A 20,281-nucleotide genomic window follows, 5' to 3' on the forward strand; every position below is an offset into this window, starting at 1 on the left:
ACCTGCAATTGTACCCAAGCGCTTGCTTGGGTGCGATCTCGCTGGCGCTAAACCTTCACTATAGGTCGCTCGGCTTCGTGCCAGGCAGGTCTTGGTTACGCATTGTTGCTGGCGATCGGGCTACAATAGCGCCTTTGATCTCGATGATGGGTGTGTGCTGTGACCGATGCTTCAGGTGCTTCCAATTCCACCGCCGGTACGTTGTACGTAGTGGCCACGCCGATTGGCAATCTGGATGACATCAGTGCGCGCGCCCTGAAGATTCTGAGTAGTGTGGCGCTGATCGCGGCCGAGGACACGCGGCACTCGGTGCGGTTGCTGCAGCACTTCGGGATCAACACACCCTTGGCGGCGTGTCATGAGCACAATGAGCGTGACGAGGGTAATCGCTTCATTACCCGTTTGCAGGCCGGCGACAGTGTTGCGCTGATTTCCGATGCGGGTACGCCGTTGATTTCCGACCCGGGCTATCACCTGGTCCGGCAGGCGCGCGCAGCGGGTATTGCGGTGGTGCCTGTCCCTGGCGCGTGTGCCTTGATTGCGGCGCTGTCCGCCGCGGGCTTGCCGTCCGATCGTTTCATTTTCGAAGGGTTTCTGCCGGCCAAGGCTGTCGGGCGCAAGGCGCGCCTGGGCCAGCTCAAGGAGGAGCCACGTACATTGATCTTCTACGAAGCGCCGCATCGAATCCTCGAGTGTCTGCAGGATATGGAGTCGGTGTTTGGTGCTGAGCGCCCGGCACTTCTGGCGCGTGAGTTGACCAAAACGTTCGAGACGCTCAAGGGGTTGCCGCTGGCCGAGTTGCGTGCCTTTGTTGAGTCCGACAGTAATCAGCAGCGCGGAGAGTGCGTGGTGCTGGTTGCCGGTTGGGTGGCACCGGAGGATGAGCAAGCCGTCAGTGCCGAGGCGATGCGTGTGCTCGATCTGCTGCTTGCAGAAATGCCGCTCAAGCGTGCAGCTGCATTGGCTGCGGAAATTACCGGTGTACGCAAGAATGTTTTGTATCAAGTTGCCTTGGAAAAACAGAAAGGCGAGTGATATCACCTGGCCATTCTTTCTATTTAAGCTTGTTCTTGAGCCTTTCAACCGTTAACCTTCGCGGCGGAGAGTCGATTGGACAGTCGCTGCCTTCTTTTGTTCTGCAAAAGAGGGGGGAGGAAAGTCCGGGCTCCATAGGGCAGAGTGCCAGGTAATGCCTGGGGGGCGCGAGCCTACGGAAAGTGCCACAGAAAATAACCGCCTAAGTACTTCGGTACCGGTAAGGGTGAAAAGGTGCGGTAAGAGCGCACCGCACGTCTGGTAACAGTTCGTGGCTAGGTAAACCCCACTCGGAGCAAGACCAAATAGGGTTCCATATGGCGCGGCCCGCGTTGGAACCGGGTAGGTTGCTAAAGGCGTCCAGTGATGGCCGTCGTAGAGGAATGACTGTCCTCGACAGAACCCGGCTTACAGATCGACTCTCCACCTTTTTCCCTCCCCTGCTTGAATCGATAGCAGATTCGCTTTGGTAATACCGAAAAAATCTTACTCTTGAGAAACTACTTTAAGTTCACACTCCATCCGTTTGAGTGAGCTCGCAATTTATCGTCAAAAATCCCTCCGATAAGTCTCTTCATTATCCAATGTTGCGCTAAATCTCCGATCTGTAAGGGTTTTCCCTATAAGGGTGCCTTGACGGTGTGGTGGGCGGATTCCTATAGTGTGCGCAAGTGGCAGAAAGTGGCATGAAGTGGGTTTTCAGGCACAAAAAACAAACAATTAGGGAAGCGCAGCCGTGTTCCGCGGAGCAAACGCTATCAACCTCGACGCTAAGGGCCGTCTCGCAATGCCGAGCCGGTACCGTGACGAGCTTGATTCGCGCAGTTCCGGGCAATTGATCGTGACAATTGATGCCGTTGACCCCTGTTTGTGTGTCTACCCGCTTGATGAATGGGAAATTATTGAAGCCAAGTTGCGTGCCTTGCCGTCATTGCGTGAAGAGAACCGTCGCCTGCAGCGTTTGCTGATCGGCAATGCGGTTGATCTGGAGCTTGATGGCAGTGGGCGCTTCCTGGTGCCTCCGCGTTTGCGTGAGTACGCCAAGCTCGACAAGCGCGCAATGCTTGTGGGGCAACTGAACAAATTCCAATTGTGGGACGAGGATGCCTGGAATGCTGTTGCTGCAGCAGACCTGGCGGCCATTCAACAACCGGGCGCCATGCCTGATGAACTACGTGATTTGATCCTGTGACTATAGATAGCGGCTTTAACCACATCACCGTGCTGCTTGACGAAGCCGTCGAGGCTCTCGCCATACGCGCCGATGGCTGCTACCTGGACGGCACGTTCGGTCGTGGCGGTCACAGCCGTTTGATCCTTCGGCATTTGGGGCCGCAAGGGCGACTGCTCGGCTTCGATAAAGATCCTCAAGCGATTGCAACCGGGCAAGCGCTGGCGGCCGAAGACGGCCGCTTTGTTATTGTGCAGCGCAGTTTTGCCGAGCTGGGTGCAGAGGTTTCCGCGCGCGGCCTGGCCGGCAAGGTCAGTGGCGTGCTGCTTGATCTGGGCGTTTCCTCGCCTCAGCTGGATGACCCCGAGCGCGGTTTCAGCTTTTTGAACGATGGCCCTCTGGATATGCGCATGGACCCTTCGCGGGGTATCAGTGCGGCAGAATTCATTGCTACGGCGCCCGAAGAGGAAATTGCCCGGGTATTCAAGGAGTACGGCGAGGAGCGTTTCGCCAAGCGGATGGCCCGTGCCGTGGTCGAGCGTCGTCAGGTGCAGCCGTTTACCCGTACCGCAGACCTCGCCGAAGTGCTCAAGGTAGCCAATCCGGCATGGGAGAAGGGCAAGAACCCGGCAACCCGTGCATTCCAGGGGCTGCGCATTCACGTCAATAACGAGCTGGGTGATCTTGAGGCTGGCCTGGAGGCTGCGCTCGAGATGCTGGAGATTGGCGGTCGTCTGGTGGTGATCAGCTTCCACTCCCTGGAAGACCGGATCGTCAAACTGTTCATGCGCAAACTGGTCAAGGGTGAGGCCGATAACCTGCCGCGCAACCTGCCTGTACAGCACAAGCCTTTCGAGCCGAAGATCAAGGTGCACGGCAAGGCGCAGTTCGCCTCCGACGCTGAGCTCAAGGCTAACCCGCGTTCGCGTAGCGCGGTCATGCGGGTTGCGGAGAAGCTGCGGTGAGCAAGCTTTTTGCCAAGCCTCTACCAGGCGGAAGCTTCCTGATGCTGCTGCTGTTCATTGGCGTGCTCATTTCGGCGATCGCCGTGTCCTACAGCGCGCACTGGAATCGTCAACTGCTTAACACCCTCTATGGCGAATTGAACGAGCGCGACAAGGCGCAGGCCGAGTGGGGTCGTTTGATCCTTGAACAAAGTACCTGGACCGCCCACAGCCGGATCGAGAGCCTGGCTAGCGAGCAGTTGAAAATGCGTATTCCTGGCGCCGATGAAGTAAGGATGGTGGTGCCATGATGAAGCTTGAGGGTGCGCTTTATCCGTGGCGGTTTCGCGTGGTGCTTGCGCTGCTGGCCTTGATGGTCGGCGCCATTGCCTGGCGAATCGTCGATTTGCAGGTAGTCGACCGTGACTTTCTCAAGGGGCAAGGCGATGCGCGCAGCCTGCGCCATATTCCCATTCCTGCACACCGTGGGTTGATTACCGACCGCAACGGCGAACCGCTGGCGGTCAGTACACCGGTTACCACGCTGTGGGCCAACCCGAAGGAGATGCAAGCAGGCAAGGACCGTTGGCCGGTGTTGGCGGCCGCCCTCAAGCAGGATCCCAATCAGTTGAGCCAGCGTCTTGAGGCGCAGGCCAACAAAGAGTTCATTTATCTGGTGCGCGGCCTGACCCCAGAGCAAGGACAGGTTGTGCTCGACCTGAAAATACCGGGCGTCTACGGCATCGAGGAGTTCAGGCGGTTCTATCCGGCCGGTGACGTAACTGCGCACATGGTTGGTTTCACCGACCTTGATGATCACGGTCGGGAAGGTGTGGAACTGGCCTACGATGACTGGCTGGCCGGGGTCCCGGGAAAACGTCAGGTGATCAAGGATCGGCGTGGCCGACTTATCAAGGACATCCAGGTAACCAAGAACGCCAAGGCAGGGAAGACCTTGGCGTTGTCCATTGACCTGCGTCTGCAGTACCTGGCTACCCGCGAGCTGCGCAATGCGATTGCCGAGCAGGAAGCCAAGGCCGGTAGCCTGGTGATCATGGACGTGAAGACTGGCGAAGTCCTGGCAATGGTCAACCAGCCAACCTACAACCCGAACAACCGTCGCAGCATGTTCCCCGCTGCGATGCGTAACCGGGCCATCATCGATGTGTTCGAGCCAGGCTCCACCGTCAAGCCATTGTCGATGAGTGCGGCGCTGCAAAGCGGACGCTGGAAGCCGACCGACAAGGTCGAGGTGTATCCCGGTACCTTGCAGCTGGGCCGTTACACCATTCGTGACGTTTCCAAGACCGAAGGCCCGATCCTCGATCTGACGGGCATCCTGATCAACTCCAGTAACGTCGGCATGAGCAAGATCGCCTTCGATATTGGCGGCGAGGCGATCTATCGCGTCATGGCTCAATTGGGCCTGGGCCAGTACACCGGCCTGGGGTTCCCGGGCGAGCGCGTCGGTAACTTGCCGAACCACCGTGAGTGGCGCAAGGCCGAGACCGCCACGCTGTCTTATGGCTATGGTTTGTCGGTTACCGCGTTGCAGTTGGTGCACGCGTATGCGGCATTGGCCAACGACGGCAAGATGGTGCCGTTGAGCATTCTCAAGACCGACAAGGCACCTGAAGAAACCCAGGTAGTGCCGAAGGAAACCGCAGAAACCATTCAAGGCATGCTGCAGCAAGTAATCGAAGCGCCGCGTGGGGTGTTCCGTGCGCAGGTGCCGTTCTATCACGTCGGCGGCAAGAGCGGTACGGCCCGTAAGGCCACCATTGGTTCCAAAGGTTATACCGAGAACGCCTACCGATCCCTGTTCGCCGGCTTCGGGCCCATGAGTGATCCGCGTTACGCCATCGTGGTGGTCATCGACGAGCCGAGCAAAGGTGGTTACTTCGGTGGCCTGGTTTCTGCGCCGGTGTTCAGCAAGGTCATGTCGGGCACCCTGCGTTTGATGAACGTTCCGCCGGACAACCTGCCGGCACCTATTCCACCGCAGCAGGTCAATGCTGCGCCCGCCAAAGGAGGGCGCGGATAATGACAATGCCATTGAGTAAGCTGTTCGCCCAAGCCTCGCGCGATCCATTGATTCGCGAGCTGACGCTCGACAGTCGTAACGTGCGTCCTGGCGATCTGTTCCTGGCGGTGCCGGGGACGCGTGTGGACGGGCGCGAGCACATTGCCGATGCGCTGGCGCGCGGTGCCGCGGCTGTTGCCTATGAGGCTGACGGCGCCAGCGTGTTGCCGCTCACGGATGTGCCGTTGATTCCGGTCAAGGGCCTGGCTGCCCAGTTGTCGGACATCGCCGGGCGTTTCTATGGCGAGCCCAGCCGTCTGCTGGACCTGGTGGGTGTCACTGGAACCAACGGCAAGACCAGTGTGACTCAGTTGGTGGCTCAGGCGTTGGACCGTCTTGGCCAGCACTGCGGTCTGATCGGTACCTTGGGCACCGGGTTTTATGGTGCTTTGCAAAGTGGCCGCCTGACGACGCCTGACCCTATTGCGGTACAGGCCACGCTCAACGATCTGAAAAACCAGGGCGCTCGTGCGGTGGCCATGGAAGTGTCCTCTCACGCGTTGGATCAAGGCCGGGTCGCAGCCCTTGCGTTCGATATTGCTGTGATGACCAATTTGTCGCGTGATCATTTGGATTACCACGGCAGCATGCAGGACTACGAGGCTGCCAAGGCACGCCTGTTTGCCTGGCCGAACCTGCGGTGCCGGGTGGTCAACCTGGACGACGACTTTGGTCGCCGCCTCGCTGCCGAATCCAGTGATGCGCGTCTTATCAGCTACAGCTTGATCGATGCCGAGGCCTCGCTTTATTGCCGCGAAGCTCATTTCGATGATGATGGCGTGCGCGCCGTGATCGTGACGGCTCAGGGCGAACGTACCCTGCGTAGCCGCCTGCTTGGGCGCTTCAATCTGAGCAATATGCTGGCTGCGGTCGGCACATTGCTGGCGCTGGATTACCCGCTGGATGAAATTCTCAAGGTCACCCCCGAGCTGGATGGGCCGGTTGGGCGCATGCAGCGCCTGGGTGGCGGCAAGCGGCCTTTGGTGGTGGTCGATTACGCACATACCCCGGACGCCTTGGAAAAGGTACTTGAAGCTCTGCGCCCGCACGCCAAGGGGCAGTTGTTGTGCCTGTTCGGGTGCGGTGGTGACCGTGATCGCGGCAAACGACCGCTGATGGCGCAGGTTGCCGAGCGTCTGGCTGATCGTGTGCTGGTCACTGACGACAACCCGCGCAGTGAAGATCCGCAGCAGATTTTTGCGGACATTCGTGCAGGCTTCGATGACGTGACAGCCGTCGAATTCGTTGCCGGGCGCGGTGAAGCTATCGCCCAACTGATCGCCAGTGTGGCGGCCGATGATGTCGTCGTCCTGGCCGGCAAAGGGCACGAAGATTATCAAGAGATCAATGGCCAGCGGCATGCGTTCTCCGATCTGGTTGAAGCCGAGCGCGCGTTGAGCGCCTGGGAGGTTACTCATGCTTAAGCCACTGTCGCTCAGCGAGTTGACCGTAGCATTGCAGGCACGTGTGCATGGCAGTGATGCCACGTTCAATGGCGTCAGTATCGACAGCCGTGCAATTACCCCGGGGCAGTTGTTCGTGGCGCTGACCGGGCCGCGTTTCGATGGGCACGACTACCTGAACGATGTTGCAGCCAAGGGGGCTGTGGCGGCGTTGGTCGAGCGTGAAGTGCCAGGTACTGGTTTGCCACAGCTGATCGTGGCCGACAGTCGTCTGGCACTGGGCCAACTGGGTGCGCTGAACCGTGTCCGGTTCGACAAGCCTGTCGCGGCGATTACCGGCTCTAGCGGTAAAACCACGGTTAAAGAGATGCTCGCCAGTATCCTGCGCACCCGTGGGCCGGTGTTGGCCACCCGTGGCAATCTGAACAACGACCTTGGCGCGCCATTGACGCTGCTGGAGTTGGCATCGGAGCACACTGCGGCGGTTATTGAGCTGGGTGCTTCGCGCATCGGCGAAATCGCCTACACCGTTGGCCTGACCCGGCCGCATGTCGCCTTGATCAACAATGCCGGTACGGCTCATGTCGGCGAATTTGGCGGTCCGGAAAAGATTGTTGAAGCCAAAGGTGAAATCCTTGAGGGCCTCGATCAGGATGGCGTGGCGATCCTCAACCTTGATGACAAGGCGTTCGCTACCTGGAAGCAGCGCGCAGGCGATCGCCGTGTGATCAGTTTTGCGCTGAACAATGCTGCCGCTGATTTCCATGCCACTGCGCTTGATCGCGATGTGCGCGGTTGCCCCGCATTCGACTTGCGTAGCCCTCTGGGTTCGGCGCGGGTGCAGTTGAACCTGCTCGGCACGCACAACGTCAGCAATGCCTTGGCTGCCGCCGCTGCCGCCTATGCCTTTGGTCTGACACTTGAAGGTATTGTTGCCGGCCTGAATGCCGTGCAGCCCGTCAAGGGCCGCACCGTGGTACAGATGGCTGCAAATGGCGTTCGGGTGATCGATGACACTTACAACGCAAACCCCACCTCCATGTGTGCTGCCGTTGATATACTCGCCGGCTTTTCCGGGCGCACTGTTCTGGTGCTCGGGGATATTGGCGAACTGGGCCAGTGGGCCGAGGAAGGGCATCGGCAGGTGGGCGACTACGCCAAAGACAAGGTTTCGGCACTCTATGCCGTAGGGCCAATGATGGCTCACGCTGTTAAGGCGTTTGGCATCAATGCCCGCCACTTCGCTACTCAAGCCGACCTGATCGAAGCCGTTCGTGGCGAGCAGGCTGGCAATACCACCATTTTGATCAAGGGTTCGCGCAGCGCTGCGATGGAAAACGTCGTGGCGGCCTTGTGCGGTTCCAGCGGGGAGAAACATTAATGCTGCTGCTGTTGGCCGAGTATCTGCAACAGTTCTACAAAGGCTTCGCGGTCTTTCAGTACCTGACCCTGCGCGGGATTCTGGGTGTGCTGACGGCGTTGTCGCTGGCCCTGTGCCTGGGGCCCTGGATGATCCGCACGCTGCAGATTCGCCAGATCGGTCAGGCGGTGCGTAATGACGGCCCGCAATCGCACTTGTCCAAGTCCGGTACCCCGACCATGGGTGGTGCCTTGATCCTGTCGGCCATTGCCATCAGTACGCTGCTTTGGGCCGACCTGAGCAACCGTTATGTGTGGGTCGTGCTGATCGTCACGCTGCTGTTTGGCGCCATTGGTTGGGTTGACGACTACCGCAAGGTGATTGAAAAGAATTCGCGTGGCCTGCCGAGCCGCTGGAAGTATTTCTGGCAATCGGTGTTCGGCCTGGGCGCTGCGATCTTCCTGTACATGACGGCACCGACCAGCGTCGAGACCACGCTGATCGTACCGATGCTCAAGGATGTCACCATTCCGTTGGGCATTGGCTTCGTGGTGCTGACCTATTTCGTGATCGTCGGTTCGAGTAACGCGGTCAACCTGACCGATGGCCTCGATGGCCTGGCCATTCTGCCCACGGTGATGGTTGGCGGCGCCTTGGGTATCTTCTGCTACCTGTCGGGTAACGTGAAGTTTGCTGAATACCTGCTGATTCCTTATGTACCGGGCTCTGGCGAGCTGATCGTGTTCTGTGGCGCCTTGATCGGTGCGGGCCTGGGTTTCCTCTGGTTCAACACCTATCCGGCTCAGGTCTTCATGGGTGATGTCGGCGCGCTGGCACTGGGTGCTGCACTGGGCACCATTGCCGTGATCGTCCGCCAGGAGATCGTGCTGTTCATCATGGGCGGCATTTTCGTCATGGAGACCCTGTCGGTGGTCATCCAGGTGGCGTCCTTTAAATTGACCGGTCGTCGTGTGTTCCGCATGGCGCCTATCCACCACCACTTTGAACTCAAGGGTTGGCCCGAGCCGCGTGTGATCGTCCGTTTCTGGATTATCACCGTGATTCTGGTGCTGATTGGCCTTGCCACCCTGAAACTGAGGTAGACACGCGTGTCCCTGATCGCTTCTGACCACTTCCGCATTGTTGTCGGCCTCGGCAAGAGCGGCATGTCCCTGGTTCGCTTCCTGGCGAGCCGGGGCGTTGCGTTTGCGGTCGCCGATACGCGCGAGAACCCGCCGGAGCTGGCAACGCTGCGGCGCGACTATCCACAGGTGGAAGTACGTTGCGGCGAACTGGATGTGGACTTTCTGTGCCGTGCTGACGAACTGTATGTCAGCCCGGGCCTGGCGCTGGCGACACCTGCATTGCAACAGGCGGCTGCCCGTGGCGTGAAACTGTCGGGTGATATCGAACTGTTTGCCCGCAATGCCAAGGCACCTATTGTCGCGATCAGCGGCTCCAATGCCAAAAGCACTGTGACCACCCTGGTCGGGGAGATGGCTGCGGCAGCCGGCAAGCGTGTTGCGGTGGGTGGCAACCTGGGTACCCCCGCCCTGGACCTGTTGAGCGACGACGTTGAACTGTACGTCCTGGAGCTTTCCAGCTTTCAGCTGGAAACCACGGATCAGCTCAACGCCGAAGTGGCGACCGTGCTGAACATCAGTGAAGACCACATGGACCGTTACAGCGGCCTGCCGGCGTATCATCTGGCCAAGCACCGGATCTTCCGCGGCGCGCGTCAGGTTGTGGTCAACCGCCAGGATGCCCTGAGCCGTCCCCTGCTGACCGAGGGCCAGACCTGCTGGACCTTCGGTTTGAATGCCCCGGATTTCAGGGCATTCGGTTTGCGTGAGGAGAATGGCGAGAAGTACCTGGCCTTCGAATTCCAGAACCTGATGCCGGTGCGTGAGCTGAAGGTTCGCGGCGCTCACAATCAGTCCAATGCCCTTGCCGCGCTGGCGCTGGGCCATGCTGTTGGCCTGCCGTTCGATGCCATGCTGAGCAGCCTGCGCAGTTTTACCGGCCTTGCACACCGTTGCCAGTGGCTGCGTGAGCGTGACGGGGTGAACTGGTACGACGACTCCAAGGCGACCAACGTCGGTGCAGCCTTGGCCGCTATCGAAGGCCTGGGCGCCGATATCGACGGCAAGCTGGTGCTGGTGGCTGGCGGTGATGGCAAGGGTGCAGATTTCAGCGCCCTGCGTGCTCCGGTGGCAGCCCATTGTCGCGCTGTGGTGCTGCTGGGTCGCGATGCCGAATTGCTGGCCCAGGCCTTGGGCGACAGCGTGCCGCTGATTCGTGTGAAGACCCTGGACGAAGCCGTCCAGCAATGCGCAGCGCTGGCCCGTCCGGGTGATGCCGTGTTGCTGTCACCCGCCTGCGCCAGCCTCGACATGTTCAAGAACTTTGAAGAGCGTGGGCGTCTGTTCGCCCACGCGGTGGAGGGGCTTTCATGATCTTTGGCATCATCAAGCCCTACCCATCACCGTTGATCACCGGGCGAGGTATCGACCTCGACTTCCCGTTGCTTGCCGGTTGCCTGGCCTTGTTGGGCCTGGGTCTGGTGATGATCACCTCGGCTTCCTCGGAAGTGGCGGCGGCGCAATCGGGCACACCGCTGTACCACATGTTCCGTCACCTGGTTTACGTGCTGCTGGGCTTGGGCGCTGGCGTAGTGACCATAATGGTGCCGATTGCCACCTGGCAACGCATGGGCTTCCTGATGCTGGTGGGTGCCTTTGGCCTGTTGGTGTTGGTGCTGGTGCCAGGCATTGGCCGGGAAGTGAACGGTTCGATGCGCTGGATCGGCTTCAGCTTCTTCAACGTGCAGCCGTCGGAAATTGCCAAGGTTTTCGTGGTGATCTACCTCGCCGGCTATCTGGTACGACGGCAGACAGAGGTACGCGAGAGCTGGATGGGCTTTTTCAAGCCATTCATCGTTTTGCTGCCGATGGCCGGCCTGTTGCTGATGGAGCCTGACTTCGGTGCCACCGTCGTGATGATGGGGGCGGCTGCGGCGATGCTGTTCCTCGGCGGTGTTGGGTTGTTCCGCTTCAGTCTGATGGTGGTGCTGGCGGTCGGAGCCGTGTTTGTTCTGGTACAGGCCCAGCCCTACCGGATGGCGCGTTTGATTACTTTTACCGACCCGTGGTCCGATCAGTTCGGTTCGGGATACCAGCTGACGCAGGCACTGATTGCGTTTGGTCGTGGCGAGTGGTTTGGTGTCGGCTTGGGCAACAGCGTACAGAAGCAGTTCTACCTGCCTGAAGCGCACACCGACTTCGTGTTTTCGGTGCTGGCTGAAGAACTGGGCGTCGTTGGCTCGCTGGCGACCGTTGCCTTGTTCCTGTTTGTTACGGTGCGGTCGCTGTACATCGGTCTGTGGGCCGAGAAGGCCAAGCAGTTCTTTGCCGCGTACATGGCGTTCGGCCTGGCCTTCCTGTGGATCGGTCAATTCTTGATCAATATCGGGGTGAACGTCGGCCTGCTGCCGACCAAGGGCCTGACGTTGCCGTTCCTCAGTTACGGTGGCAGTTCCCTGGTGATCTGCTGTGCCTGTGTGGGGTTGCTGCTGCGAATCGAGTGGGAGAGTCGAACCCACCTGGGCAGTGAAGAGCACGAATTCGATGAAAGCGATTTTGCCGAGGAGCCGAATCATGGCCGCTAATGGCAAGAACGTCTTGATCATGGCAGGCGGCACTGGGGGCCACGTGTTCCCGGCGCTGGCCTGTGCCCGTGAGTTCCAGGCACGCGGTTACACCGTACATTGGCTGGGAACGCCGCGAGGCATTGAAAACGAACTGGTTCCTCAGGCTGGGCTGCAGTTGCACCTGATCAACGTCAGTGGCCTGCGTGGCAAGAGCAAGCTGTCGCTGCTCAAGGCGCCGTTCACGGTGCTCAAGGCTGTGTTGCAGGCGCGCCAGGTGATTCGTCGGCTCAAGCCCGTATGCGTACTGGGTTTCGGCGGCTATGTCACCGGCCCGGGCGGCGTTGCGGCGAAGCTCTGTGGCGTGCCACTGGTGATTCACGAACAGAACGCCCGTGCGGGGACGGCCAATCGTTTGCTGGTACCGCTGTCTGCGCGTGTCTGCGAAGCGTTCCCGGACACCTTCGCCGCTTCGGAAAAACGTCGTACCACCGGCAATCCGGTACGCAGCGAGTTGTTCCTGGAGCCTGTGCGCGAACCGCTGGCCGGTCGCCGTCCGCACCTCTTGATCCTCGGCGGCAGCCTGGGTGCCGAGCCGTTGAACAAATTGTTGCCCCAGGCATTGGCGCTGGTTGCGGAACCAATCCGCCCGAAAGTGTTCCATCAGGCCGGGAAACAGCATGATCAGATCACTGCCGAGCGCTATCGCGAAGCGGGGGTCGAGGCTCAGGTAGAGCCCTTTATCAAGGACATGGCCCAGGCCTATGGCTGGGCTGATCTGGTGGTGTGCCGTGCAGGTGCGTTGACGGTCAGTGAGCTGGCGGCAGCAGGACTGCCGTCGTTGCTGGTGCCATTGCCCCACGCAATCGACGACCACCAGACCCATAACGCCCATTATCTGGCTCGTGAAGGCGCCGCCTTCCTGATGCCACAAGCGACAACTGGCGCAGCGCAGCTCGCTGAACGCCTGAACGAGGTGCTGATGCAACCGGAAAAACTCAACACGATGGCCAGCACCGCACGGCGCTTGGCCAAGCCCGCTGCCACCCGCACCGTGGTCGATATCTGCCTGGAGGTGGCCCATGGTTGAGAATCGCAAAGCCATGCCTCAACCTGAAATGCGCCGTATCCGTCGTATCCATTTCGTCGGTATTGGCGGTGTGGGGATGTGCGGCATTGCCGAAGTGCTGTTGAACCTGGGTTATCAGGTCTCGGGTTCTGATCTCAAGGCTTCGCCGGTCACCGAGCGCCTGCTGTCGTTCGGCGCCGAGATCTTCATCGGCCACCGCGCCGAGAACGCTGCCAGCGCCGATGTGCTGGTGGTCTCCAGCGCGGTCAATATAGCCAACCCTGAAGTCGCTACGGCCCTGGAACGTCGTATTCCCGTGGTGCCGCGTGCCGAGATGCTCGCCGAGTTGATGCGCTACCGTCACGGTATTGCCGTTGCCGGCACCCACGGCAAGACCACCACGACCAGCCTGTTGGCCTCGGTGTTCGCCGCAGGTGGCCTGGACCCGACGTTTGTCATCGGTGGTCGTCTGAATGCAGCCGGTACCAATGCCCAGTTGGGCACCAGCCGCTACCTGATCGCCGAAGCCGATGAGAGCGACGCCAGCTTCCTGCACTTGCAGCCGCTGGTGGCGGTGGTCACCAACATTGATGCCGACCATATGGCGACCTATGAGGGTGACTTCAACAAACTGAAGAAAACCTTTGTCGAGTTCCTGCACAACCTGCCGTTTTATGGCTTGGCAGTGGTATGCCTGGACGACCCGGTGGTACGTGAGATTCTGCCGCTGATCAAACGCCCGACCCTCACTTACGGCGTCAGCGAAGAAGCTGACGTACGGGCAATCAATATTCGCCAGTCGGGCATGCAGACGCACTTCACCGTGCTGCGTCGTGACCGCGAGCCGCTGGATGTCTCGGTGAACATGCCGGGCAACCATAACGTGCTCAACGCCTTGGCAACCATCGCCATCGCGACCGATGAAGGCATCACCGACGAAGCCATCGTCCAGGGGCTTTCGGGCTTCCAGGGTGTTGGTCGACGCTTCCAGGTCTATGGCGAGCTGCCAGTGGACGGCGGCAGCGTGATGCTGGTGGACGACTACGGCCATCACCCGACCGAAGTGGCTGCCGTGATCAAGGCCGTGCGCGGTGGTTGGCCGGAGCGCCGTCTGGTGATGGTGTACCAGCCGCACCGTTATAGCCGCACCCGCGACCTCTACGACGACTTCGTGCAGGTACTGGCCGATGCCAACGTGCTGCTGTTGATGGAGGTTTATCCCGCTGGAGAGGAGCCGATCCCCGGCGCCGACAGCCGTCAGCTTTGCCACAGCATTCGCCAGCGCGGCCAACTCGACCCGATCTACATCGAGCGCGGCATCGAACTGGCGCCGCTGGTCAAACCTCTGCTGCGTGCCGGCGACATCCTGCTGTGCCAAGGGGCAGGTGATATCGGTGGCCTGGCCCCACAATTGCTGAAGAGCCCGTTGTTCGCGAGTGCTGCAGCCAGCGAAGGGAAATCGAAATGACTGTTAACGACTATTCGAAACTGCATTCACACATCGCACCGAAGGATTTCGGTCGGGTTGCCGTGCTCTATGGCGGCAAGAGCGCTGAGCGTGAGGTCTCGCTCAAGTCGGGTGCCGCGGTCATTGACGCGCTGCAGTCTGCTGGCGTCGACGTGGTTGCCATTGACGTTGGTGACGATCTGCTCAGCCGTCTGCAGAACGAAAAGATCGACCGCGCGTTCATCATTCTCCATGGCCGCGGCGGTGAAGATGGCAGCATGCAAGGCCTGTTGGAGTGCCTGGGCATTCCTTACACCGGCAGCGGCATTCTCGCGTCGGCCCTGGCCATGGACAAATTGCGGACCAAGCAGGTCTGGCAGAGCCTGGGTATTCCAACCCCGCGCCATGCCGTGCTGGCCAGCGAAGCCGACTGTGTTGCCGCGGCGTCGGCCCTGGGCTTCCCGCTGATCGTCAAGCCTGCCCATGAGGGTTCGAGCATCGGCATGGCCAAGGTGCACAGCCGTGACGAGCTCATCGTGGCGTGGAAGGACGCTGCCCGTTATGACGCTCAAGTGCTGGTCGAGCAGTGGATTCAGGGGCCGGAATTCACCGTGGCCGTGTTGCGCGACAAGGTGCTGCCACCGATTGCCCTGGGTACGCCGCACTCGTTCTACGACTACGACGCCAAGTACCTGGCCAACGATACCCAGTACCGCATTCCCTGCGGCCTGGACAGCGCCAAGGAACAGGAACTGATCGACCTTACCGCACGTGCTTGCGAAGCCATCGGCATCGCAGGGTGGGGGCGGGTTGATGTGATGCAGGACGAGCAGGGCCGGTTCTGGCTGCTCGAAGTCAATACCGCACCAGGCATGACTGATCACAGCCTGGTCCCGATGGCGGCTCGCGCAGCCGGCCTGGACTTCCAGCAGTTGGTGCTGGCAATCCTGGCCGCTAGCGTTGAGGCGCGAGGTTAAGCCCATGCAAGGCGCGATGTTACGTCATCAGCAACCCGCCACCGGCCGCAAGCCGGTGCCGCGTGGTGCCAGCCGGATGGTGGCCAAGGAGCCACTGTCGGCGCGCCTGCCCAAGGCAAGGTTCAGTGTTTTCAAGCGTCTGCTGTGGCCGGTATTGCTGGTGGTCGCCGGTTTCGGTGCCTACGAGGGCGCGCAACGCCTGATGCCGTACGCCGATCGGCCGATTACCAAGATCGCCGTACAGGGTGACCTGAGTTACATCAGCCAGCAGGCGGTGCAGCAGCGAATCGCGCCTTATGTCGCGGCGAGCTTCTTTACCGTAGACCTGGCGAGCATGCGCGCCGAGCTGGAGCAAATGCCCTGGATCGCTCGCGCCGAAGTCCGTCGCGTCTGGCCGGATGAGGTCGTGATCCACCTGGAAGAGCAGTTGCCGATTGCGCGTTGGGGGGATGATGCCCTGCTCAACAACAAGGGCCAGGCCTTTGCCCCGCGCGAGCTGGCCAACTATGAGCACCTGCCGCAGCTGATCGGGCCGCAGCGGGCGCAGTTACAAGTGATGCAGCAGTATCAGATTTTGAACCAGATGTTGCGGCCCATGGGTTTCTCGATCGCTCGCCTGGAATTGCGTGAACGTGGCAGCTGGTTCCTGACCACGGGCGCTGGCAGTGCCGGTCCGGGTATCGAGCTGCTGCTGGGGCGCGACCACTTGGTGGAAAAAATGCGCCGTTTCATTGCCATTTACGACAAGACACTCAAAGAGCAGATCACCAACATCGCCCGCATTGATCTGCGATATGCCAACGGCCTGGCCGTCGGCTGGCGGGAACCGAATGCACCGACGACGGCCCAACCCGCCGTTGCGAAGAATTAGAGAGAGGCAGGACCATGGCAAATGCGCATAGCGGCAAAATGATCGTCGGGCTGGACATTGGCACCTCCAAGGTGGTGGCGCTGGTGGGCGAGGTCGCGGCTGACGGTACCCTGGAGATCGTCGGGATCGGTACGCATCCATCGCGCGGCCTCAAAAAGGGCGTAGTCGTGAACATCGAGTCGACCGTACAGTCGATTCAGCGCGCGGTTGAAGAGGCCCAACTGATGGCCGGTTGCCGCATTCACTCGGCATTCGTTGGCGTTGCCGGCAATCACATCCGTAGCCTGAACTCCCACGGTATCGTTGCCATTCGCGACCGTGAAGTCAGCGCCGCCGACCTTGAGCGCGTCCTGGACGCTGCCCAGGCCGTGGCCATCCCTGCCGATCAGCGCGTCCTGCACACCCTGCCGCAAGACTACGTGATCGATAACCAGGAAGGTGTGCGCGAGCCACTGGGTATGTCTGGCGTGCGTCTGGAAGCCAAGGTTCACGTGGTGACCTGCGCGGTCAATGCCGCCCAGAACATCGAGAAGTGTGTACGTCGCTGCGGCCTGGAAATCGACGACATCATTCTCGAACAACTGGCCTCGGCCTATTCGGTACTGACCGATGACGAGAAAGAGCTGGGCGTGTGCCTGGTGGACATCGGTGGTGGCACTACCGATATCGCCATCTTCACTGAAGGCGCTATCCGTCATACCGCAGTGATCCCGATTGCGGGCGACCAGGTGACCAACGACATCGCGATGGCCCTGCGTACCCCGACCCAGTACGCCGAAGAAATCAAGATTCGCTATGCCTGCGCCCTGGCCAAGCTCGCCGGTGCTGGGGAAACCATCAAGGTGCCGAGCGTGGGTGATCGTCCTCCGCGTGAACTGTCCCGTCAGGCGCTGGCTGAAGTGGTCGAGCCACGTTACGACGAACTGTTCACCCTGATCCAGGCCGAGCTGCGTCGTAGCGGTTACGAAGACCTGGTGCCCGCGGGCATCGTCCTGACCGGCGGTACCTCGAAGATGGAAGGCGCTGTAGAGCTGGCGGAAGAGATTTTCCACATGCCGGTACGCCTGGGTGTACCGCACAGCGTTCGCGGCCTCAGTGATGTGGTCCGCAACCCGATTTATTCCACCGGTGTGGGCCTGCTGACCTACGGGCTGCAAAAGCAGTCCGACGGCGTGACCCTGACCGGTATTAACAGCAACAGCTATGGCGATGAACCGAAGGCACCCGTGCTGGAACGCTTGAAGCGTTGGGTGCAGGGCAACTTTTAAAGTTTCAAAGCAGTAGTAGTAGGCGCAAAAAACTAGAGAACTGTAAGGAGAGGGAAAATGTTCGAGCTCGTAGACAACGTCCCGCAAAGTCCGGTCATTAAAGTGATCGGCGTCGGTGGCGGCGGTGGCAACGCCGTCAATCATATGGTCAAGAGCAACATCGAAGGCGTCGAGTTCATCTGCGCCAACACCGATGCTCAGGCGCTGAAAAACATCGGCGCGCGCACCATCCTGCAACTGGGTACTGGTGTGACCAAGGGCCTGGGTGCTGGTGCCAATCCTGAAGTCGGTCGTCAGGCGGCACTGGAAGACCGTGAGCGCATCGCTGAAGTACTGCAGGGCACCAACATGGTGTTCATTACCACGGGCATGGGTGGTGGTACCGGTACCGGTGCGGCGCCGATCATCGCCGAAGTGGCCAAGGAACTGGGCATCCTCACCGTTGCCGTGGTCACCCGGCCGTTCCCGTTCGAAGGTCGCAAGCGCATGCAGATTGCCGACGAAGGCATTCGCGCGCTGGCTGACAGCGTCGACTCGTTGATCACCATCCCCAACGAGAAACTGCTGACCATCCTGGGTAAAGACGCCAGCCTGCTGTCGGCGTTCGCCAAGGCCGATGACGTACTGGCGGGGGCTGTTCGCGGTATCTCCGACATCATCAAGCGCCCAGGCATGATCAACGTCGACTTCGCCGACGTGCGCACCGTGATGAGCGAAATGGGTATGGCGATGATGGGTACTGGCTGCGCCAGCGGCCCGAACCGTGCTCGCGAAGCCACGGAAGCGGCCATCCGCAACCCGCTGCTCGAAGACGTCAACCTGCAGGGCGCCCGTGGCATCCTGGTGAACATCACCGCAGGTCCTGACCTGTCGCTGGGTGAATACTCCGATGTGGGTAGCATCATCGAGGCGTTCGCGTCCGATCACGCCATGGTCAAGGTCGGTACCGTTATCGATCCGGACATGCGTGACGAGCTGCACGTTACCGTAGTGGCTACCGGCCTGGGTGCGAAAATCGAGAAGCCGGTCAAGGTTATCGACAACACCATGCAGACCGCATCCGTGCAGACCCCTGCACCTGCGCCAGTACGCGCCGAGCAACCATCGGTGAACTACCGTGATCTGGAGCGCCCGACTGTAATGCGCAACCAGGCTCATGCCGGTGCTGCAGCGGCTGCTAAACTCAACCCACAAGACGATCTGGATTACCTGGACATCCCGGCATTCCTGCGTCGTCAGGCTGATTAATGAAATTTATCAGGGGTATAAGGGTGATTGGTGTTCAGCAAAGGCCGGGTCTGCTATTATCCCCAGCCTTTGTTGATACCAGTTCGCAATTTGCGCTGAAGCGGCCAATGCCATGATTAGACAACGCACCCTGAAGAATATTATCCGTGCCACAGGTGTCGGCCTGCACTCCGGGGAAAAGGTTTACCTGACCCTCAAACCCGCCCCTGTGGATACCGGCATCGTATTTTGCCGCGCCGACCTCGACCCCGTGGTGCAGATTCCTGCCCGCGCGGAAAATGTTGGCGAGACCACTATGTCGACGACGCTGGTCAACGGCGATACCAAGGTAGATACGGTAGAGCATCTGCTCTCGGCCATGGCTGGCCTGGGCATCGATAACGCCTACGTCGAGCTCTCCGCGTCCGAAGTGCCGATCATGGACGGTAGCGCTGGGCCCTTTGTATTCCTGATTCAATCTGCCGGCCTGGAAGAACAGGACGCAGCCAAGAAGTTCATCCGCATCCTGCGCGAAGTGACAGTGGAAGACGGCGACAAGCGCGCTACTTTCCTGCCATTCGACGGGTTCAAGGTGAGTTTCGAGATCGATTTCGATCACCCGGTGTTCCGCAACCGTACCCAAAGCGCCAGCGTGGACTTTTCCAGCACCTCGTTCGTGAAGGAAGTCAGCCGCGCCCGTACCTTCGGGTTCATGAGCGACATCGAGTACCTGCGCAAGCATAACCTCGCACTCGGCGGCAGCGTGGAAAACGCCATCGTCGTCGACAAGGAAGGCGTGTTGAACGAAGACGGTCTTCGCTACGAAGACGAGTTCGTCAAACACAAGATCCTCGACGCCATCGGTGATCTCTACCTGCTGGGCAACAGCCTGATTGGCGAGTTCCGTGGCTTTAAGTCCGGGCACGCGCTGAACAACCAGCTGCTGCGCAAGCTGATTGAGGAAAAAGATGCTTGGGAAGTGGTGACTTTCGAAGATGCCAGTACGGCGCCGATCTCTTACATGCGTCCGGTTGCGGCAGTGTAAGTACGAACACTCTCTTCTTTAGTTTTTGGGGCCACCTTCGGGTGGCCTTTTTTATGCGTGTCGTTCAGTCGTGCGCGGGATTTTTGTCCTTGGCGTGACTGGCCAGGCGCTCCAGCGCAGCGCGCAGTTTTGGATCACTGATGCCCTCGGCTGTCGCCTGAATGTTTTCGGCGGCCCGGTTGGAGATATCGAGCGGGTGCCCGTGGGCTTTGGGTGCGGTGGTGGGGGGCTGCACCTTGAACAGGATTCGGTTCAGGTTGTAGAACGCTTCCAGGCTCTGTAGCTGGCGTTGCAAGCGTTTTTGTTGATACCGCAGGCGGGTCGCCCAATGACCGTCAGTGACGATCAGCAGCAGTGTCCCTTCGCGCCAGGAGGCGACGTGGCAATGCTCGCGTGCTGCGGGTTGCAACTGGCTTTCCACCAGGCGCTGCAAGTGTGCCAGGCGTTGTGCCTGGTTGAGCAGAGCCTTCAGAGGCCGCGCCTCGCGCAGCAAAATGGCTGGCGCGCGTGCAGTCAGGGGGCGAAAAGCCATGGTTGGTTACCTGAGGTTACAGAGCCCATAGCTTACCAGATCGCCCTGCGCTGACCGCGTCAGAGGTGCTGTAAATGCAGTCTTGTCGCAGTTATGGGTTGAAACTGACGAAAAAGCCCTTATTTTAGGAAAGCCCCGTCAAAGCGCTGTGCCAGCACTGTGGAAAACAACGCCACTTTCCTCTCCATCGTTTCCGGGTAGAA

The 20,281-nt window shown here is 60.1% G+C and carries 18 protein-coding genes and 1 other RNA gene; 18 read left to right on the forward strand and 1 reads right to left on the reverse strand.

Annotated elements, in window-relative coordinates:
* Nucleotides 1-159 precede the first annotated feature (159 nt).
* From rsmI to lpxC, 18 genes are all read left to right on the forward strand, one after another.
* Complete coding sequence (gene rsmI / locus UIA24_RS13065; RefSeq protein ID WP_330523020.1) at nucleotides 160-1,035, forward strand: 16S rRNA (cytidine(1402)-2'-O)-methyltransferase; 876 nt, start codon at nucleotides 160-162, stop codon at nucleotides 1,033-1,035.
* Nucleotides 1,036-1,102: 67 nt separating this feature from the next.
* Nucleotides 1,103-1,462, forward strand: an RNA gene (rnpB, locus tag UIA24_RS13070) — RNase P RNA component class A.
* 309 nt (nucleotides 1,463-1,771) lie between these two features.
* The gene (gene mraZ, locus UIA24_RS13075) at nucleotides 1,772-2,227 is read left to right on the forward strand and encodes a division/cell wall cluster transcriptional repressor MraZ (protein ID WP_065758906.1); all 456 of its coding nucleotides are present in this window, start codon (nucleotides 1,772-1,774) and stop codon (nucleotides 2,225-2,227) included.
* A complete protein-coding gene (rsmH, locus tag UIA24_RS13080; RefSeq protein ID WP_065758907.1) occupies nucleotides 2,224-3,171 on the forward strand; it encodes a 16S rRNA (cytosine(1402)-N(4))-methyltransferase RsmH in 948 nt (315 codons plus the stop codon). Before mraZ ends, rsmH begins: the two co-directional genes overlap by 4 nt.
* Nucleotides 3,168-3,461, forward strand: a complete 294-nt coding sequence (gene ftsL, locus UIA24_RS13085) for a cell division protein FtsL (RefSeq protein WP_099775725.1) — start codon at nucleotides 3,168-3,170, stop codon at nucleotides 3,459-3,461. Before rsmH ends, ftsL begins: the two co-directional genes overlap by 4 nt.
* The gene (locus UIA24_RS13090) at nucleotides 3,461-5,194 is read left to right on the forward strand and encodes a peptidoglycan D,D-transpeptidase FtsI family protein (protein ID WP_330523044.1); all 1,734 of its coding nucleotides are present in this window, start codon (nucleotides 3,461-3,463) and stop codon (nucleotides 5,192-5,194) included. The genes ftsL and UIA24_RS13090 overlap by 1 nt, the downstream gene beginning before the upstream one ends.
* Complete coding sequence (locus UIA24_RS13095) at nucleotides 5,194-6,657, forward strand: UDP-N-acetylmuramoyl-L-alanyl-D-glutamate--2,6-diaminopimelate ligase (RefSeq protein ID WP_065758910.1); 1,464 nt, start codon at nucleotides 5,194-5,196, stop codon at nucleotides 6,655-6,657. Before UIA24_RS13090 ends, UIA24_RS13095 begins: the two co-directional genes overlap by 1 nt.
* Entirely contained in the window at nucleotides 6,650-8,017 is a 1,368-nt protein-coding gene (locus tag UIA24_RS13100; RefSeq protein WP_330523021.1) for a UDP-N-acetylmuramoyl-tripeptide--D-alanyl-D-alanine ligase, read from the forward strand. The genes UIA24_RS13095 and UIA24_RS13100 overlap by 8 nt, the downstream gene beginning before the upstream one ends.
* Nucleotides 8,017-9,099 (forward strand): phospho-N-acetylmuramoyl-pentapeptide-transferase, encoded by a 1,083-nt coding sequence (gene mraY / locus UIA24_RS13105; protein WP_065758912.1) that lies wholly within the window; start codon nucleotides 8,017-8,019, stop codon nucleotides 9,097-9,099. Before UIA24_RS13100 ends, mraY begins: the two co-directional genes overlap by 1 nt.
* A gap of 6 nt (nucleotides 9,100-9,105) precedes the next feature.
* Nucleotides 9,106-10,452, forward strand: a complete 1,347-nt coding sequence (murD, locus tag UIA24_RS13110; RefSeq protein ID WP_330523022.1) for a UDP-N-acetylmuramoyl-L-alanine--D-glutamate ligase — start codon at nucleotides 9,106-9,108, stop codon at nucleotides 10,450-10,452.
* Complete coding sequence (gene ftsW / locus UIA24_RS13115) at nucleotides 10,449-11,663, forward strand: putative lipid II flippase FtsW (protein WP_065758914.1); 1,215 nt, start codon at nucleotides 10,449-10,451, stop codon at nucleotides 11,661-11,663. Before murD ends, ftsW begins: the two co-directional genes overlap by 4 nt.
* A complete protein-coding gene (gene murG / locus UIA24_RS13120; RefSeq protein ID WP_099775720.1) occupies nucleotides 11,653-12,732 on the forward strand; it encodes an undecaprenyldiphospho-muramoylpentapeptide beta-N-acetylglucosaminyltransferase in 1,080 nt (359 codons plus the stop codon). The genes ftsW and murG overlap by 11 nt, the downstream gene beginning before the upstream one ends.
* Nucleotides 12,725-14,179 carry a UDP-N-acetylmuramate--L-alanine ligase gene (gene murC / locus UIA24_RS13125; RefSeq protein WP_330523023.1) on the forward strand — a complete coding sequence of 485 codons (1,455 nt, stop codon included), beginning with the start codon at nucleotides 12,725-12,727 and terminating at the stop codon, nucleotides 14,177-14,179. Before murG ends, murC begins: the two co-directional genes overlap by 8 nt.
* Nucleotides 14,176-15,135: a D-alanine--D-alanine ligase gene (locus UIA24_RS13130; protein WP_099775718.1), complete on the forward strand. Its 960-nt coding sequence runs from the start codon at nucleotides 14,176-14,178 to the stop codon at nucleotides 15,133-15,135. Before murC ends, UIA24_RS13130 begins: the two co-directional genes overlap by 4 nt.
* 4 nt (nucleotides 15,136-15,139) lie before the next feature.
* On the forward strand, nucleotides 15,140-16,006 hold the full coding sequence (locus UIA24_RS13135) for a cell division protein FtsQ/DivIB (RefSeq protein WP_065758918.1): 867 nt from the start codon (nucleotides 15,140-15,142) through the stop codon (nucleotides 16,004-16,006).
* 14 nt (nucleotides 16,007-16,020) lie between these two features.
* Nucleotides 16,021-17,274 carry a cell division protein FtsA gene (ftsA, locus tag UIA24_RS13140; protein ID WP_065758919.1) on the forward strand — a complete coding sequence of 418 codons (1,254 nt, stop codon included), beginning with the start codon at nucleotides 16,021-16,023 and terminating at the stop codon, nucleotides 17,272-17,274.
* A gap of 57 nt (nucleotides 17,275-17,331) precedes the next feature.
* Nucleotides 17,332-18,522 (forward strand): cell division protein FtsZ, encoded by a 1,191-nt coding sequence (ftsZ, locus tag UIA24_RS13145; RefSeq protein WP_065758920.1) that lies wholly within the window; start codon nucleotides 17,332-17,334, stop codon nucleotides 18,520-18,522.
* Nucleotides 18,523-18,634: 112 nt separating this feature from the next.
* Nucleotides 18,635-19,546, forward strand: coding sequence for a UDP-3-O-acyl-N-acetylglucosamine deacetylase (lpxC, locus tag UIA24_RS13150; RefSeq protein WP_065758921.1), 912 nt, complete (start codon nucleotides 18,635-18,637; stop codon nucleotides 19,544-19,546).
* Between the two features lie 64 nt (nucleotides 19,547-19,610).
* Here lpxC and UIA24_RS13155 read toward each other — a convergent pair whose 3' ends face one another.
* Nucleotides 19,611-20,078, reverse strand: a complete 468-nt coding sequence (locus UIA24_RS13155) for a DUF721 domain-containing protein (protein WP_099775717.1) — start codon at nucleotides 20,076-20,078, stop codon at nucleotides 19,611-19,613.
* Between the last annotated feature and the right edge of the window lie 203 nt (nucleotides 20,079-20,281).

Origin of the sequence: Pseudomonas sp. AL 58 (genome assembly GCF_036348395.1) — a bacterium.
Taxonomy (GTDB): Bacteria; Pseudomonadota; Gammaproteobacteria; order Pseudomonadales; family Pseudomonadaceae; genus Aquipseudomonas; species Aquipseudomonas defluvii.

Coding starts and splice junctions, on each gene's coding strand:
- murG (WP_099775720.1), top strand. CDS start 11,653: ATGGCCGCTAATGGCAAGAACGTCTTGATCATGGCAGGCGGCACTGGG.
- murC (WP_330523023.1), top strand. CDS start 12,725: ATGGTTGAGAATCGCAAAGCCATGCCTCAACCTGAAATGCGCCGTATC.
- ftsW (WP_065758914.1), top strand. CDS start 10,449: ATGATCTTTGGCATCATCAAGCCCTACCCATCACCGTTGATCACCGGG.
- UIA24_RS13130 (WP_099775718.1), top strand. CDS start 14,176: ATGACTGTTAACGACTATTCGAAACTGCATTCACACATCGCACCGAAG.
- ftsA (WP_065758919.1), top strand. CDS start 16,021: ATGGCAAATGCGCATAGCGGCAAAATGATCGTCGGGCTGGACATTGGC.
- UIA24_RS13155 (WP_099775717.1), bottom strand. CDS start 20,078: ATGGCTTTTCGCCCCCTGACTGCACGCGCGCCAGCCATTTTGCTGCGC.
- UIA24_RS13095 (WP_065758910.1), top strand. CDS start 5,194: ATGACAATGCCATTGAGTAAGCTGTTCGCCCAAGCCTCGCGCGATCCA.
- UIA24_RS13135 (WP_065758918.1), top strand. CDS start 15,140: ATGCAAGGCGCGATGTTACGTCATCAGCAACCCGCCACCGGCCGCAAG.
- UIA24_RS13090 (WP_330523044.1), top strand. CDS start 3,461: ATGAAGCTTGAGGGTGCGCTTTATCCGTGGCGGTTTCGCGTGGTGCTT.
- UIA24_RS13100 (WP_330523021.1), top strand. CDS start 6,650: ATGCTTAAGCCACTGTCGCTCAGCGAGTTGACCGTAGCATTGCAGGCA.
- ftsZ (WP_065758920.1), top strand. CDS start 17,332: ATGTTCGAGCTCGTAGACAACGTCCCGCAAAGTCCGGTCATTAAAGTG.
- lpxC (WP_065758921.1), top strand. CDS start 18,635: ATGATTAGACAACGCACCCTGAAGAATATTATCCGTGCCACAGGTGTC.
- mraY (WP_065758912.1), top strand. CDS start 8,017: ATGCTGCTGCTGTTGGCCGAGTATCTGCAACAGTTCTACAAAGGCTTC.